Annotated in this window: 12 protein-coding genes; 8 read left to right on the top strand and 4 right to left on the bottom strand. The window is 53.2% G+C overall.

Going from position 1 to position 14,016, the window contains the following annotated elements; all coding sequences use genetic code 11:
- Positions 1 to 111: 111 nt before the first annotated feature.
- The 5 genes from ACN0YN_RS07070 (at position 112) to ACN0YN_RS07050 (ending at position 5,107) form a co-directional block, all read left to right on the top strand.
- Complete coding sequence (locus tag ACN0YN_RS07070) at positions 112 to 981, top strand: FAD binding domain-containing protein (protein WP_417384301.1); 870 nt, start codon at positions 112 to 114, stop codon at positions 979 to 981.
- 70 nt (positions 982 to 1,051) lie between these two features.
- Positions 1,052 to 1,558 carry a (2Fe-2S)-binding protein gene (locus ACN0YN_RS07065; RefSeq protein ID WP_417384300.1) on the top strand — a complete coding sequence of 169 codons (507 nt, stop codon included), beginning with the start codon at positions 1,052 to 1,054 and terminating at the stop codon, positions 1,556 to 1,558.
- Positions 1,558 to 3,852 carry a xanthine dehydrogenase family protein molybdopterin-binding subunit gene (locus ACN0YN_RS07060; protein WP_417384299.1) on the top strand — a complete coding sequence of 765 codons (2,295 nt, stop codon included), beginning with the start codon at positions 1,558 to 1,560 and terminating at the stop codon, positions 3,850 to 3,852. The genes ACN0YN_RS07065 and ACN0YN_RS07060 overlap by 1 nt, the downstream gene beginning before the upstream one ends.
- A gap of 18 nt (positions 3,853 to 3,870) precedes the next feature.
- Positions 3,871 to 4,134, top strand: a complete 264-nt coding sequence (locus ACN0YN_RS07055) for a MoaD/ThiS family protein (protein WP_417384298.1) — start codon at positions 3,871 to 3,873, stop codon at positions 4,132 to 4,134.
- Positions 4,135 to 4,594: 460 nt separating this feature from the next.
- Entirely contained in the window at positions 4,595 to 5,107 is a 513-nt protein-coding gene (locus ACN0YN_RS07050) for an REP-associated tyrosine transposase (RefSeq protein WP_417384297.1), read from the top strand.
- Between the two features lie 615 nt (positions 5,108 to 5,722).
- Here the strand turns inward: ACN0YN_RS07050 and ACN0YN_RS07045 are convergent.
- Positions 5,723 to 6,103, bottom strand: coding sequence for a response regulator transcription factor (locus tag ACN0YN_RS07045; protein ID WP_417384296.1), 381 nt, complete (start codon positions 6,101 to 6,103; stop codon positions 5,723 to 5,725).
- A gap of 240 nt (positions 6,104 to 6,343) precedes the next feature.
- Between ACN0YN_RS07045 and ACN0YN_RS07040 the strand changes: the two genes are divergently transcribed.
- Entirely contained in the window at positions 6,344 to 7,630 is a 1,287-nt protein-coding gene (locus tag ACN0YN_RS07040) for an adenylosuccinate synthase (protein WP_417384295.1), read from the top strand.
- A 1,517-nt stretch (positions 7,631 to 9,147) separates the two neighbouring features.
- Here ACN0YN_RS07040 and ACN0YN_RS07035 read toward each other — a convergent pair.
- On the bottom strand, positions 9,148 to 9,579 hold the full coding sequence (locus tag ACN0YN_RS07035) for an RbsD/FucU family protein (RefSeq protein ID WP_417384294.1): 432 nt from the start codon (positions 9,577 to 9,579) through the stop codon (positions 9,148 to 9,150).
- A gap of 266 nt (positions 9,580 to 9,845) precedes the next feature.
- Here ACN0YN_RS07035 and sucC point away from each other — a divergent pair, with 266 nt between their 5' ends.
- Together sucC and sucD are read left to right on the top strand one after the other, a co-directional pair.
- Entirely contained in the window at positions 9,846 to 11,033 is a 1,188-nt protein-coding gene (sucC, locus tag ACN0YN_RS07030) for an ADP-forming succinate--CoA ligase subunit beta (RefSeq protein WP_417384293.1), read from the top strand.
- A 116-nt stretch (positions 11,034 to 11,149) separates the two neighbouring features.
- Positions 11,150 to 12,028: a succinate--CoA ligase subunit alpha gene (gene sucD / locus ACN0YN_RS07025; protein ID WP_417384292.1), complete on the top strand. Its 879-nt coding sequence runs from the start codon at positions 11,150 to 11,152 to the stop codon at positions 12,026 to 12,028.
- Between the two features lie 86 nt (positions 12,029 to 12,114).
- Here the strand turns inward: sucD and ndk are convergent, their stop codons facing one another.
- Complete coding sequence (gene ndk / locus ACN0YN_RS07020) at positions 12,115 to 12,582, bottom strand: nucleoside-diphosphate kinase (protein WP_417384291.1); 468 nt, start codon at positions 12,580 to 12,582, stop codon at positions 12,115 to 12,117.
- Between the two features lie 210 nt (positions 12,583 to 12,792).
- Positions 12,793 to 13,971, bottom strand: a complete 1,179-nt coding sequence (gene carA / locus ACN0YN_RS07015; RefSeq protein WP_417384290.1) for a glutamine-hydrolyzing carbamoyl-phosphate synthase small subunit — start codon at positions 13,969 to 13,971, stop codon at positions 12,793 to 12,795.
- Positions 13,972 to 14,016 lie beyond the last annotated feature (45 nt).

Raw genomic sequence — 14,016 nt, 5'->3', positions numbered from 1 at the left:
TGTTCCCTGACAGGTGACTGATAATGAAGACAAAGCGATTTCGATGACCCGTCAGAGATTCGACTGAGAATGGATGAGGGTCTGGACAATTAGGAGAGGGATGAACCTGCGATGCGTGACTTTGAATATGAAGCTCCCACTTCACTGGCAGACGCCGTCGGTCTGCTGGCCAAAAGCAATGGAAATGCCCGCCCGCTCGCGGGAGGAACCGATTTAATCGACCATGTCCGGACCGGCCGGTTAACAACCGATCTAATTGTCGATCTGAAAAAGATCCCGGAACTGATGGTGCTGGAAGTGAATGACGCAGGGTTGCGTCTGGGGGCAGCCGTCCCCTGTTACCAGATCTATAACCATCCGGGAATTCTGGAAAAATACACGGCGATTGCTGACAGCAGCAATATCATTGGTGGCATGCAGATTCAGAACCGGGCCAGCGTCGGGGGGAACCTGGCGAACTCGGGAGCCGCCGCTGATTCGACACCCGCCTTGATCGCCCTGGATGCGACAGTTGTGATTCAAGGGCCATCGGGAACCAAAGAAGTCCCCGTTGATCAGTTCTGCACGGGACCTGGTCAGAATGTCCTGGAACCGGGCGAAATCATCGTCGAACTCAAATTCCCGCCACGACCTGAGCACAGCGGTTCTCACTACCGCCGATTCATTCCCCGCAACGAAATGGATATCGCCGTGGTTGGCGTCGGAGCGTCTGTCGTACTGGATGAAAGTGGCGAGAACTTCGTCTCGGCACGCATTGGTCTGGGAGCAGTCGCTGCGAAACCATTTTATGCCCAGGAAGCCAGCGAACTGCTGGCCGGCCAGCCTGTGAATGATGAGACCATCAAAAAAGCAGGTGAGGCGGCCCGGTCTGTGATCCATCCGATTACCGACATGCGGGGAACCGAAGAATTCCGCCTGCATGTGACAGGTGTGCTGACCGAACGTGTGCTGAAGAAAGCGGTCGAACGTGCTCGCGGTTAATGCATCAAATTACTGATGTCTGGCTCAATCAACGAATTTTAATAGATCAATTTTTAATAAGGACTTTTCGATGGCGAAGAAACGGATCGTAACCGCGACTGTCAATGGGCGTGAAGAGGAATTCCTCTGTCAGCCCCGGCAGACATTGCTCGAAGTCTTGCGAAATACACTCAATCTGACCGGTGCCAAAGAAGGTTGCTCGAACGGGAACTGTGGTGCCTGTTCCGTGGTGATTGACGGCAAAGCTATCAACAGCTGTATGATGCTGGCGGTAGAAGCCGAAGGCGCGAATATCGAAACGATTGAAGGCCTGGCCCCCGGCGATGGCCTGGATCCGCTGCAGGAAGCATTTCTGGAAAATGCGGCACTGCAGTGTGGTATCTGCACCCCCGGTTATATCATGGCAGCCAAAGCGTTCCTGGATGAGAACCCCAATCCCACCGAAGAAGAGATTCGTTTTTCGATGGCGGGCAATCTGTGCCGTTGCACCGGTTACGACAAAATCGTACGTGCGATCCAGCAGGCTGCTGAAGTACGATGCGGACAATCTGCCTCATGTGAAAAGGAGACAGTGTAATGGCGACAATCGATGAAACCAAAGCAGATGCAGGCAGTGGCGATGCACCCAAGTATAAAGTGATTGGCACCCGTCCGATCCGACACGACGGAGCCGACAAAGTCACTGGTCGTGCCTTGTATGGAGCGGACATCAAAGTCAAAGGGATGCTCTACGGTGCCTCACTCCGCAGCCCGCACGCCCATGCGATTATCAAGTCCATCGATATTTCCCAGGCGGAAGCATTACCCGGCGTTCGCGCCGTGGCGACCAGTGCCGACATGCCCGAACCAGGCGACAAAATCGCGGAACTGGGCGAAGGGGCCGTGAACCTCAATCACCTGAGCAGCAATAACCTGGCCCGCACCAAGGTGCTATACAAGGGGCATCCGATCGCGGCGGTTGCTGCTGACAACATTCATATCGCACAGGAAGCCGCCAGTCTGATCAAGGTGGAATATGAAGTTCTGCCTCCAGTGATGGACGTACTGAAAGCAATGGAAGACGATGCCCCCGTTCTGAATCCGGATGTGCGCACCGAAGAGGTGGCCTCCGGTGAAACAGGCGAGAAACCATCGAACATCGCCAAACACATCGTCTATGAAAAAGGGGATATCGCGAAAGGCTTTGCCGATGCAAAGTACGTCGTGGAAAAAGAATTCCGCACCGCAACCGTGCACCAGGGATATATCGAGCCACACGTCGCGACTGCACTCTGGAATAACGACGGACAGATTACGGTCTGGACGTCAACCCAGGGGACGTTTTCCGTGCGTCAGCAGGTAGCCGAACTGCTGGATGTGCCTCTGGCCCGCGTGAAAGTCGTGCCGATGGAAATCGGCGGTGGCTTCGGTGGTAAGATTTCGGTCTACCTCGCACCGGTGGCCGCTGTTCTGTCCCGCAAGTCAGGTGCTCCTGTCCAGCTGATAATGGACCGGGCCGACGTTCTGCAGGCGACCGGACCGACTCCCGGTTCGTATATCAAAGTCAAAATGGGGGCCGACGCTGACGGTCGTATCACCGCTGCTGAAGCGTGGATGGCGTATGAAGCGGGCGGATATCCCGGTGCACCCATTGGAGCAGGCTGCATGTGTGTGTTCTCCTGCTACGATGTGCCTAACGGCCGCGTGGAAGGATACGATGTCTGCGTCAATAAGCCACGCACAAACGCGTATCGGGCACCCGGAGCGACCAATGCCGCGTTTGCCACGGAAACCGTCGTCGATGAATTGTGCGAACAGCTGGGCATGGCTCCCATTGATTTCAGGCTGCTGAATGCCTCGAAAGAAGGGACACGTCGAATTGATGGTGTGACTTATCCGCGCGTCGGGCTGATTGAAACTCTCGAAGCGATCAAAAACAGTGAGCATTTTAATTCGCCGCTGGAGGGTGAGAATCAGGGGCGTGGCATTGCCTGCGGTTTCTGGTTCAACGCCGGCCTGAAGTCGGCTGTTACCGCGACCGTGAACACAGATGGTTCTGTCGGTCTGCTGGAAGGTTCAACCGATATTGGCGGGTCTCGTACCGCGATTGCCATGCAGTTTGCAGAAGCGATCGGACTGGCTGCGGAAGACATCAAGCCGGCTGTGGTGGATACAGACAGTGTAGGCTATACCGATGTGACCGGCGGAAGCCGCGTGACATACGCGACAGGCTGGGCCGCTTATGAAGCCGCACAAGACCTGAAGCGGCAGATCGTCAGCCGAGCCGCCGAACTGTGGGAAGTGGATCCGGATCTGGTTTCTTACGAAGATGGATCCGTAATTGGTCCGGACAAGTCGATGACCTTCAAGGAAATTGCTATCGAATTATCTCTGGGAGGTGAGCCGCTGGTGGGACGCGGGGTTTCCAATCATAACGAGCCCGGCGGAGCCTTTGGTGCGCACGTGGTGGATGTGGAAGTCGATCCGGACACGGGTAAAGTCGATATTCTTCGTTATACCGCTGCCCAGGACTGCGGCACGGCAATCCATCCTTCCTATGTCGAAGGGCAGATTCAAGGCGGTGCCGTACAGGGGATTGGCTGGGGGCTCAACGAAGAATACTGGTATGACACGGAAGGCAGCATGCGGAATGCCAACTTCCTCGATTACCGGATTCCCACCTGTTACGACCTGCCGATGATCGAAACGATCATTGTGGAAGTACCGAACCCCGGGCATCCGTTTGGTGTGCGTGGCGTAGGGGAGGTCCCCATCGTACCACCGCCGGCCGCTCTGGGAGCAGCGATTCACGAAGCAGTCGACGTGCGGATGTACGAACTGCCGATGTCGCCGCCACGGGTTCTGCACGAACTGTTGAAGAAAGAATCCTGATCAGGAACGGAATCTGATATGCCTCGTCTGTTTATTCCTCCGCTGCTCAAACCCTATTGCAAAGGAGCGACGGAAGCCATTGTGGAAGGGACCACCGTCCGGGAGGCGGTTGAGTCGTTAGACGAGATGTATCCTGGTGTCAAAGAACGACTCTGCCCTGAGGACACACTCAGGGCAGGGCTCTCCGTTACCGTCGATCAGAACGTAACCCCCCGCGGACTGTCTGAGAAGGTCACTGCGGAAAGTGAGATTCACTTCCTGCCCGCAATCGGCGGCGGTTGAGGATGAATTCACACCGGTTGGTCCCGGATGCAATCCGGGGTTGTCGAAGACAACAGGAAACTGTCAGGGTTGTTGATCGATTCAGATTGGGGCTTACGATGTCTTCGGTCTGGTCGGAAGCGGTTATTTTTGTTTGTGCGGTTTCTCTGTCAGTTTCCTGCTCGCTGCGCTCGTACCGGATTGCATCCGGTACCACCCGCAATTTTATACGAATCAACAATTCCCGGGTGGCCCCGGATGTAATCCGGGGTTGTCGTGAGACAACAGGAAACTGTCAGAGGGAAATATCGATTCAGAGCAAAACCGTCGACTACGGCGTTCCGGTGTGAATCGATTTCTTTATTTGTGCGGTTTCTCTATCAGTTTCCTGCTCGCTGCGCTCGTACCGGATTTCATCCGGTACCATCCGTTTTTCTTTATTTATAGGAGTGTTATACCTTATTCACGCTACAATATCTGGATGGGAAAACCGACCATTTATGACAATCAGAGGTACGTGCATTTTGTTACTTTTTCCTGCTATGGAAAACGTGCACACCTGAGTCGTGATCAATGCAAGCGAATACTTCTTGGATCTCTCAATCATGAGTTAAAACGGCATAACGCGATTTGCATCGGTTTTGTAATTATGCCAGATCATGTCCATATTCTCATCTGGTTTCCTGAAATCGGTAAGCTCAGTGCATTCATCAGGGACTGGAAACGGAGTTCGAGTCGCTCCATCAAGCTGTTCTTGCTTGATCAAAATCAATTGGCGAAAACAACTCCGAAAGAAGATCCAATCTGGCAAAAACGATTTTACTCGTTTGAGATCGAGACAGAAGAAAAAATCGAAGAGAAACTGACCTACATGCACATGAACCCGGTAAAGAAGGGGCTGGTAGAAAACATCACAGATTGGTGCTGGGGTTCTGCGAGGCATTATGTATCTGAAAAATCTGTAGGTGTACCCATCGGGTGGCCCCGGATGTAATCCGGGGTTGTCGTGAGACAACAGGAAACTGTCAGGGTTGGTGATCGATTCAGATTGGGGCTTACGATGTCTTCGGTCTGATCGGCAGCGGTTACTTTTGTTTGTGCGGTTTCTCTGTCAGTTTCCTGCTCGCTGCGCTCGTACCGGATTGCATCCGGTACCACCCCAATCTTTTTAGTGACCAACTTTTTTCCGGGTGACCCCGGATGTAATCCGGGGTTGTCGTGAGACAACAGGAAACTGTCAGTGTTGTTGATCGATTCAGAGTGAGTCTTACGATGACTTCGGTCTGGCCGGAAGCGGTTACTTTTGTTTTAGCGGTTTCTCTGTCAGTTTCCTGCTCGCTACGCTCGTACCGGATTTCATCCGGTACCACCCCAATCTTTTTAGTGACCAACTTTTTTCCGGGTGGCCCCGGATGTAATCCGGGGTTGTCGCGAGACAACAGGAAACTGTCAGTGTTGTTGATCGATTCAGATTGGAGCTTACGATGTCTTCGGTCTGATCGGCAGCGGTTACTTTTGTTTGTGCGGTTTCTCTGTCAGTTTCCTGCTCGCTGCGCTCGTACCGGATTGCATCCGGTACCACCCGCTTTTTGAGATAACCAGGAAGATTTTACTCGGGGTTCAGCAGGTCATTCACTGCTTCGATGAGTTCTTCGATGTGGTAGGGTTTGGGGATGAAGCGGTCGACGCCGCGGTCGAGGGCGAGTTCGCGGTATTTGGGTTCGCTGTTCCCTGTCACCATGATGATCCGGGGGGCCCGCTGTTTGTAATTGGTGATGCTGTCGAGGACCGCAAAACCGCTACGTCGGGGCATGACCAGATCCAGAAGCACCAGATCCGGCGCATCCCGCTCGATTTTCATCAGGCCTTCGTTTCCGTCATGGGCGACCAGGACTTCGTATCCGGCGGCTTCCATTGCCATTTGAAGCGGTTCTGTCAGACCTTCGTCATCATCAATAATCAGTACGCGTTTTTGAGGAGTTATGTTCATTATCCTGCTGAATTTTACTGGTCTGGCCCGCACGGCGGCGATCTCTGTCTCAAATTATATCACCAGCAGCAGCGAAAATCCAATTATTAAGATCAACCTGAGGCGTGGCGCTCCCCAAACGGGTTTTAGTTCGATAAAATGGGCCGGTGCGCGCCTGGAATGCGCCCTGTCTGGTCCTTTCTGAATCAGGCAGAATCATCTTTTCTCCGTTTTATATTGTCTAATCAGTGGGATAGTGTTGTGTCAGCGACGTCGGTAATTGGATTACAGTGGGGCGATGAAGCCAAGGGCAAAATTGTAGATTTACTCTCAGAACAGCACGAAATTGTCGTGCGGTACCTGGGGGGCAATAACGCAGGCCACACTGTTAAATTTGACGGAAAGACTTACAAACTCTCACTTTTACCGGCGGGAGTTCTGAATCCCAACGTCACTTCGGTGATTACCGGGGGCGTTGTGATCAATCCCAAGGCTTTCCTGCAGGAAATGGCCTCCATTGCCGACCAGAATGGTCCAATTGAAGCCAGTCGGCTGTTAATCAGTGACCGGGCCCACGTGATTTTCCCTTATCATATGCAGGAAGAAGTCGTTTTCGAGCAGAGCCGCAAGGATAAAGCGATTGGCACGACCATGCGGGGAATCGGGACCTGCTACCGTGACAAAGCGGGGCGGACCCATGCCATCCGGATGGGGGATCTGGTGCGTCCCGAGTTTTTCCGGGCCCGTCTCGAAGAAATCGTCGCTTATAAAAACAAGATCTTTCAGGCCCTCGATCCGGAAGCAGAGCCTCTGGATGTCGATGCGATTTACGAAGAGTATTCCGGTTATGCAGAGATCTTGAAAGACCATGTGGTTGATACGAGTGCCTATCTGCTCAAAGCGGTCGCCGACAAGAAAAAAATTCTGTTCGAAGGGGCCCAGGGAAGCCTTCTGGATATCGACCATGGAACATTTCCGTATGTGACCTCTTCCAACAGTTCCGGGTGTGGGATTCATAACGGGAGTGGTGTCTCCGAACGCTATATCGATAAGATGATCGGCGTTGTGAAAGCCTATACCACCCGCGTGGGAGGCGGACCATTCGTGACCGAACTGCACGATGAAATCGGGCAGCGGATTCGCGATGTAGGGAATGAATATGGTACCGTGACCGGTCGGCCCCGGCGGTGTGGCTGGTTCGATGCAGTTGCAACCCGTTATGGTGCCAACATCAGTGGCGTGGATTGTATCGCTGTGATGCTGCTGGATGTCTTGAGCGGCCTGGATGAACTGAAGATCTGCGAAGCCTACGACGTGAATGGCAAGCAGGTCATTGACTTCCCCAGCCACATTCTGGATCTGGAACAGGCCAAACCTGTCTATCGTACGATTGCAGGCTGGAAAGAGGACATCACCGGCATTCGTAAGATGGAAGATCTGCCGGAAAACGCGATTGCTTACATCAAAGCGATCGAGGAAATCATCGGCAAACCCGTGGAAATCGTTTCCGTCGGACCGGACCGTGAGCAGACAATCCTGTTGAAGTAGGCTGGATACGTTTTTCGTATCTTCCCGGCTGGCCCCGGATGAAATCCGGGGTTGTCGTCAGACAACAGGAGGTTGCAGAGTTGGGTTGGCTGGTTTGAGAGCGATCTTCATTTTCTGAAACGAAGAGTTCGGTGGCATTGCTCTGCGCCGATCGTTGCAGCTGAGACCTCCTGCTCGCTGCGCTCGTACCGGATTTCATCCGGTACCACCCGCTATTTTATACGAATCAACAATTCTCGGGTGGCCCCGGATGCAATCCGGGGTTGTCGTAGACAACAGGAGGTGGCAGAGTTGGGTGCGTCTGGTTTGAAAGCGATCCTCAATTTCTGAAATGAAGAGTTCGGTGGCATTGCTCTGCGCCGATCGTTGCAGCTGAGACCTCCTGCTCGCTGCGCTCGTACCGGATTGCATCCGGTACCACCCGCTATTTTATACGAATCAACAATTCTCGGGTGGCCCCGGATGTAATCCGGGGTTGTCGTAGACAACAGGAGGTTGCAGAGTTGGGTGCGTCTGGTTTGAAAACGATCCTCATTTCTGAAAAGTAGAAGTAGGTGGCATTACTCTGTGCCGATCGTTGCAACTGAGACCTCCTGCTCGCTGCGCTCGTACCGGATTGCATCCGGTACCACCCGCTATTTTATACGAATCAATAATTCTCGGGTGGCCCCGGATGCAATCCGGGGTTGTCGTAGACAACAGGAGGTGGCAGAGTTGGTTGCCTCTGGTTTGAAAGCGAACCTCATTTCTGAAACGTAGAAGTAGGTGGCATTGCTCTGCGCCGATCGCTGCAGCTGTGACCTCCTGCTCGCTGCGCTCGTACCGGATTGCATCCGGTACTACCCAAAACTTTTGGTTGATGAAATCAGAGTTCGTAATAGTGTCTGACTCGGGATTTCATTGCATCTTCTGCCTCGTGTTGAGCACCAGTGGTTGAGATTCAGCTGGGTCTGCTCGTGCGCTTCCGTATTATTGCCCGGTCCGCTGTTCGTGTTCTGGTGTCGTGCTGGCATCAAATCGTCGAACGTGTCTGCGATGGCAGTTAAGACTCTGTCCCGTTTTATCATACCGTTTCCAGGGTAATCAGGAGCTGGTCGTGTTTCACAATGCTTTCTCTGTCAGTGGAATTCTAAGGGAGAGGATGATGGTTTACATCCCGATGATGTTTAATCTTCGCGAATGGCGTGAGGCGATCAAGTGGATTTTCAGAATGTTGTGGCGATACCGGTTGATATGGAACCGATGCCGGGGTGATCAGTGCGGGGGCTGGGGTGACGGCTTGCGATGTGCGGCGACCCGCAGGCATACATTCGGAACGGGTACTGTTTTGCGAACTGCTCATCTGGAAAAAAGGCCCTTAAATCGGGTGTATATTTCGAACAGGTGTCGCGTGTTTCAGTGCACTGTAAACTGGTCACGCGCGCGACACAGAACTGCGTTTATCGCTGGCGGCGCGAGTGGGTCAAGGGGAAGTTATGCAGTGGAGACGTGGAGCGGTGAATCAGTGCTTAAGATGGCTAAGTGGTCACCACACCTTTTTTGAGGATCAGGTTAGCATACAGGGCCGATTCACTGGTGGCGACGACGGCGTAGGCATTTCTGGCCCGTTCGTAGAATTCGAAGCGTTCGATTTGCTCCAGTTCCGGCTTGCGGGAGTCATGCTGATGAATAAGATCTGCATATGTTTTCCAGATGGGGGGAGTCGGGGTCTGATCGTCGACCGGACGCATCACACCAGCGGGCGATTCCACAAATGTATCGAGGGGGAAGAACTGCAGGATCGCTTCCAGAATTTCCGGCACATCATGCCCGTCGAGACGCACGAGTCGGCGGGCGTGGGAGTCGGCGGGGAAATTACCGTCGGCGAGGACGATGTCGTCGCCGTGCCCCATTTTCATGAGCACATACATCAGATCAGGCGAAAGGATGGGGGGGATGTTTTTCAGCATGCGATTTCTCTGAATCAATTGTATTGGAGCGTGTTGGACAGACGGCTGTTTTCTGATTTTGACGCATCAAAAAACAGATTGAAACCGGCAGCAGACACCGATTTCCATTATGCCGAAATTTTACGTCGCTGGCGAGGATGGCTTGCTGGATATGCAGTTGGGAAACCGTTATGATGGCCTGAGTTCAAGCTGTGGGCTCGACAAAGTTTTTGAACGCCGCTTTTTCTAATCGGTAGCAAATTTTCAGGAGAAAGTCTGAAAAATCAATGAAAATTCACGAATATCAGGCCAAACAATTGTTTCGCGAAGCCGGGATTCCCGTACCTGAGGGAATTGTAGCGAAAACCGTAGATGAAGCGGTGGCCGCGTTTGAGAAACTGGATCGCCCCTTGGTGGTTGTGAAGTCGCAGATTCACGCCGGCGGCCGTGGAAAAGGTCGTTTCAAAGAATACCCCGATCAGGCAGGTGTCGTGCTGGCACGCTCAGCCGACGAAGTTCGTGAGAACGCGGAGCGGATGCTGGGCTCAACGCTGGTGACAATCCAGACGGGTGAGGAAGGCAAGCAGGTCAACACGCTGTTCATCGAACAGGGACTGGATATCGCGAAAGAGCTGTATCTGGGATGTGTTGTCGACCGTGAAGCAGGTGGCCCGGTTTTGATTCTCTCCACAGAAGGGGGGATGGAGATCGAAGTGGTGGCAGAAGAGAGCCCGGAAAAAATTCTGAGCGAGCCCTTCTCGATTCACACCGGTCTGCTCGGATTCCAGGCCCGCAAGCTGGCATTCAAACTGGGGATGGAAGGAAAAACGGTTCGTCACGCCGAGAAGTTCTTCTGCCAGATGAGCCGCTTTTTCATCGACAATGATTGCAGCATGACGGAAATCAACCCGCTGGTGATTACCGGCGACGGAGAACTGGTAGCGCTGGATGCGAAGGTTTCGTTTGATGAGAACGCGATGTTCCGCCACAAGCCTCTGGAAGAACTGCGCGACCTGACCGAAGAAGAACCAGCTGAAGTCGATGCGGGCAATGCAGGACTGAGTTACGTCAAACTGGATGGAAATATTGGTTGTCTCGTGAACGGAGCCGGTCTGGCAATGAGCACGATGGACCTGATCAAGCATCATGGCGGCGAACCAGCCAACTTCCTGGACGTTGGTGGCGGAGCGAACGTCGATCAGGTGACCGAAGCATTCCGGATTATCCTGGCGGATAAAAACGTGAAGGCGGTTCTGGTCAATATTTTTGGTGGGATCATGAAGTGCGACACGATTGTGACCGCGCTGCTGGAAGCTTATGAGAAGGTTGGATTCACCGTGCCTCTGGTCGTGCGTCTGGAAGGGACAAACGTGGAGAAAGCGCGTGTGATGCTTGCGGAAAGTGGCCGGGATATTATCTCAGCGACCGACCTGACCGATGCTGCTCAGAAAGTGGTCGCCACCCTGAGTTCGTAGGATCGACTGCGGCCCTGCTGTCTGTTCAGCGGGCCGCGATCAATTGACGTGGTTGTTTTGTAAAAAGCGATCTTTGCCATCATTCAAACACATATTTCCCGCAAGGGTGACAGATTATGAGTATTTTAGTTACTGAAAAGACACGCGTCATTTGCCAGGGGATCACTGGTAAGTCGGGGCTGTTTCACAGCCAGCAATGCCGCGAATATGGGACTCCGCTGCTGGGCGGCGTGACTCCCGGAAAAGGGGGAACCGAAGTCGATGGTTTTCCTGTTTTCAATACGGTAGAAGAAGCCGTTGAGAAGACCGGTGCCAACACCAGTCTGATCTTCGTGCCACCACCGTTTTGTGGCGAAGCGATCATGGAAGCCGCAGATGCCGGCATGGAGCTGATCATTGCGATTACAGAAGGTGTGCCTGTCTTCGACATGGTACGCGTGATGGAATATCTGAAAGACAAAAAGAGCCGCCTGATCGGGCCGAACTGTCCTGGTGTGATTACACCCGGGATTGCCAAGATCGGGATTATGCCCGGTTACATTCATACGCCTGGTACCGTGGGGCTGATCAGCAAGAGTGGAACGCTGACTTACGAAGCTGCCTGGCAGCTGGGGAATATTGGTCTGGGGCAGAGCACGGCAGTAGGCATCGGTGGTGATCCGATTATCGGGACAACCTTTATCGATCTGCTGGAGCTGTTCGAAAACGATCCCGGAACGGAATCGATCATGCTGATTGGTGAAATTGGTGGAACGGCTGAAATTGAAGCCGCTGAATACATTAAAGAACATGTCACCAAACCAGTGGCCGGTTTCATTGCCGGTAAGACCGCTCCTCCCGGAAAACGGATGGGGCACGCAGGTGCGATCATCAGTGGTGGAAGTGGAACCGCCGATGAGAAGATTGCCGCTCTGGAAGCAGCCGGTGTCGTCGTGGCAGAAAGCCCTGCCGACATGGGCACCGCGATGAAGCGGGCGATTGAAGCAGCAAAATAAGCTGCCTGTCGCTGAGAGACAAAAAGAAAAGGACCACCCGATTTTCGGATGGTCCTTTTTTATTACGAATTGAGACAGAGCTGAGTTTATTTCTCGTCGTCTGCACAGACCCAGTCACCCAGGGCAGTGCCGTACTCGATGAGCTCTTCGGGCTTGAAGTAGATTTTGATTTCACGGGTGGCTGCATCGGGACCGTCGCTGCCGTGAACCAGATTCATCTGGCGGCTGATACCATAATCGCCGCGAATGGTTCCGGGGGCGGATTCACGACCATTGGTCGAACCCATCATCGAGCGGACAACGGTAATCGCTTCCGGGCCTTCTGCAACAATCGCAACGACGGGGCCGGCGGTGATGAATTCTTCGAGCAGCGGATAGAAAGGTTTTTCCACATGTTCTGCATAATGTTCGGCGGCTAATTCTTTCGTAACCTGCAGAAGTTTCAGGCCGACGATTTTCAGTCCCTTGTTTTCGAAGCGGGTCAGAATGGTACCGGCCAGGCGACGCTGGATGGCATCGGGTTTAATCAGAATCAGAGTTCGTTCGAGAGCCATGTGGGTTTCTTTCTATCTTGTCAGTTGTCTGTAAAAAGGAGCGGGAACAGAATCTGTTCCTGCCAGTCTGTGTGTATTGAAGTTGCCAGGTTCTGTATCTGCAGAGGCTGGTGAGTCGGTTCTAAACGGATCTTCCACGCCTGATTGAAGTGAATTGAAATGAAATTCAGCAATCATTTCAACCCTGATTCACATGAATCGCAGGAGTGATCAGGAAGAAACGCGCGCCTGACTGATGCTTTCAAAAAACTGCTGGAACAGATAATGGCTGTCGTGCGGGCCGGCTGAGGCTTCGGGATGGTACTGCACGCTGAAAGCCGGGTGTGTTTTGTGACGTAATCCGGCGACGGTATTGTCATTCATATTGATATGGGTGATTTCCACATCGTCGGGTTTGGATTCCGGATCGATGGCAAAACCGTGATTCTGCGAGGTAATTTCGACCTGTCCGGTGGCGTGATTGATTACCGGCTGGTTGGCACCGCGGTGACCGAATTTGAGCTTGAATGTTTTGCATCCACAGGCCAGTCCCAACAGCTGATGCCCGAGACAGATGCCGAAGATCGGGACCTGACCGAGCAGTTCGCGGATGGTATCGATGGCATAGGTCAGCGGTTCCGGGTCTCCGGGGCCGTTCGAAAGAAAGACGCCGTCCGGATTGAGTTCCAGAACTTCCGCAGCGGTGCAGTTACCGGGGAGCACAGTTACCTTACAGCCCAGCTGTTTCAGGTGACGCGGAATATTCCACTTCATGCCATAATCGATGGCGACAATGTGGTAGGCACTGTCGGCGGAAACATCGTCTTCGGATAGTGTCGCGATATTTTTACCGGCGAATGAATGTGTCGAGCTGCTGTGTGCCAGGGGATGCAGTGCTTCGGTCCATTCGGAAGCTGTTTCCGGGATGACTTTACTGACCAGGTCCTGTCCCACGAGCTGCGGACTGCTTTGTGCTTTCTTCACCAGCGATTCATCATCGAGATCTGTTGTGGAGAGCACGCCTGTCATGGCTCCGCTGGTGCGAATTTTTCGAACCAGGGCGCGGGTATCGATGCCCTGCAGGCCGATGACACCGGCCGCTTTGAGGTATTCATCCAGAGTCTGTGTTGAACGATAGTTGCTGGGGATTTCGCAGAGTTCGCGTACGATGAAGCCCTGCAAGGCGATGCCCCCGGATTCCACATCTTCGGGGACGATCCCGTAATTGCCGATCTGCGGATAGGTCATGGTGACGATCTGACCGCAGTAGGACGGGTCGGTCAGGATTTCCTGGTAGCCGGTCATGCTCGTGTTGAACACAACTTCACCGTGGACTTCTCCGTCTGCACCAAAGGCTGTCCCTGTGAACACACTACCATCGGCAAGGGCTAATTTCGCTGTTTTCTGCATTGTTTTTACAAATCTCAGGACCTGGAAAAAATCTGGTTAAATCTG

The sequence above is a fragment of the Gimesia sp. genome (genome assembly GCF_048260065.1).
Classification (GTDB): Bacteria; Planctomycetota; Planctomycetia; order Planctomycetales; family Planctomycetaceae; genus Gimesia.
The sequence above is the reverse complement of the archived record's forward strand: the minus strand, read 5'-3'. Positions and strand labels throughout refer to the sequence as shown.

What these genes read in the sequence shown, in the direction of transcription:
- ACN0YN_RS07070 (WP_417384301.1), top strand. Translation starts at nt 112, where the DNA reads ATGCGTGACTTTGAATATGAAGCTCCCACTTCACTGGCAGACGCCGTC.
- ACN0YN_RS07065 (WP_417384300.1), top strand. Translation starts at nt 1,052, where the DNA reads ATGGCGAAGAAACGGATCGTAACCGCGACTGTCAATGGGCGTGAAGAG.
- ACN0YN_RS07060 (WP_417384299.1), top strand. Translation starts at nt 1,558, where the DNA reads ATGGCGACAATCGATGAAACCAAAGCAGATGCAGGCAGTGGCGATGCA.
- ACN0YN_RS07055 (WP_417384298.1), top strand. Translation starts at nt 3,871, where the DNA reads ATGCCTCGTCTGTTTATTCCTCCGCTGCTCAAACCCTATTGCAAAGGA.
- ACN0YN_RS07050 (WP_417384297.1), top strand. Translation starts at nt 4,595, where the DNA reads ATGGGAAAACCGACCATTTATGACAATCAGAGGTACGTGCATTTTGTT.
- ACN0YN_RS07045 (WP_417384296.1), bottom strand. Translation starts at nt 6,103, where the DNA reads ATGAACATAACTCCTCAAAAACGCGTACTGATTATTGATGATGACGAA.
- ACN0YN_RS07035 (WP_417384294.1), bottom strand. Translation starts at nt 9,579, where the DNA reads ATGCTGAAAAACATCCCCCCCATCCTTTCGCCTGATCTGATGTATGTG.
- sucC (WP_417384293.1), top strand. Translation starts at nt 9,846, where the DNA reads ATGAAAATTCACGAATATCAGGCCAAACAATTGTTTCGCGAAGCCGGG.
- sucD (WP_417384292.1), top strand. Translation starts at nt 11,150, where the DNA reads ATGAGTATTTTAGTTACTGAAAAGACACGCGTCATTTGCCAGGGGATC.
- ndk (WP_417384291.1), bottom strand. Translation starts at nt 12,582, where the DNA reads ATGGCTCTCGAACGAACTCTGATTCTGATTAAACCCGATGCCATCCAG.
- carA (WP_417384290.1), bottom strand. Translation starts at nt 13,971, where the DNA reads ATGCAGAAAACAGCGAAATTAGCCCTTGCCGATGGTAGTGTGTTCACA.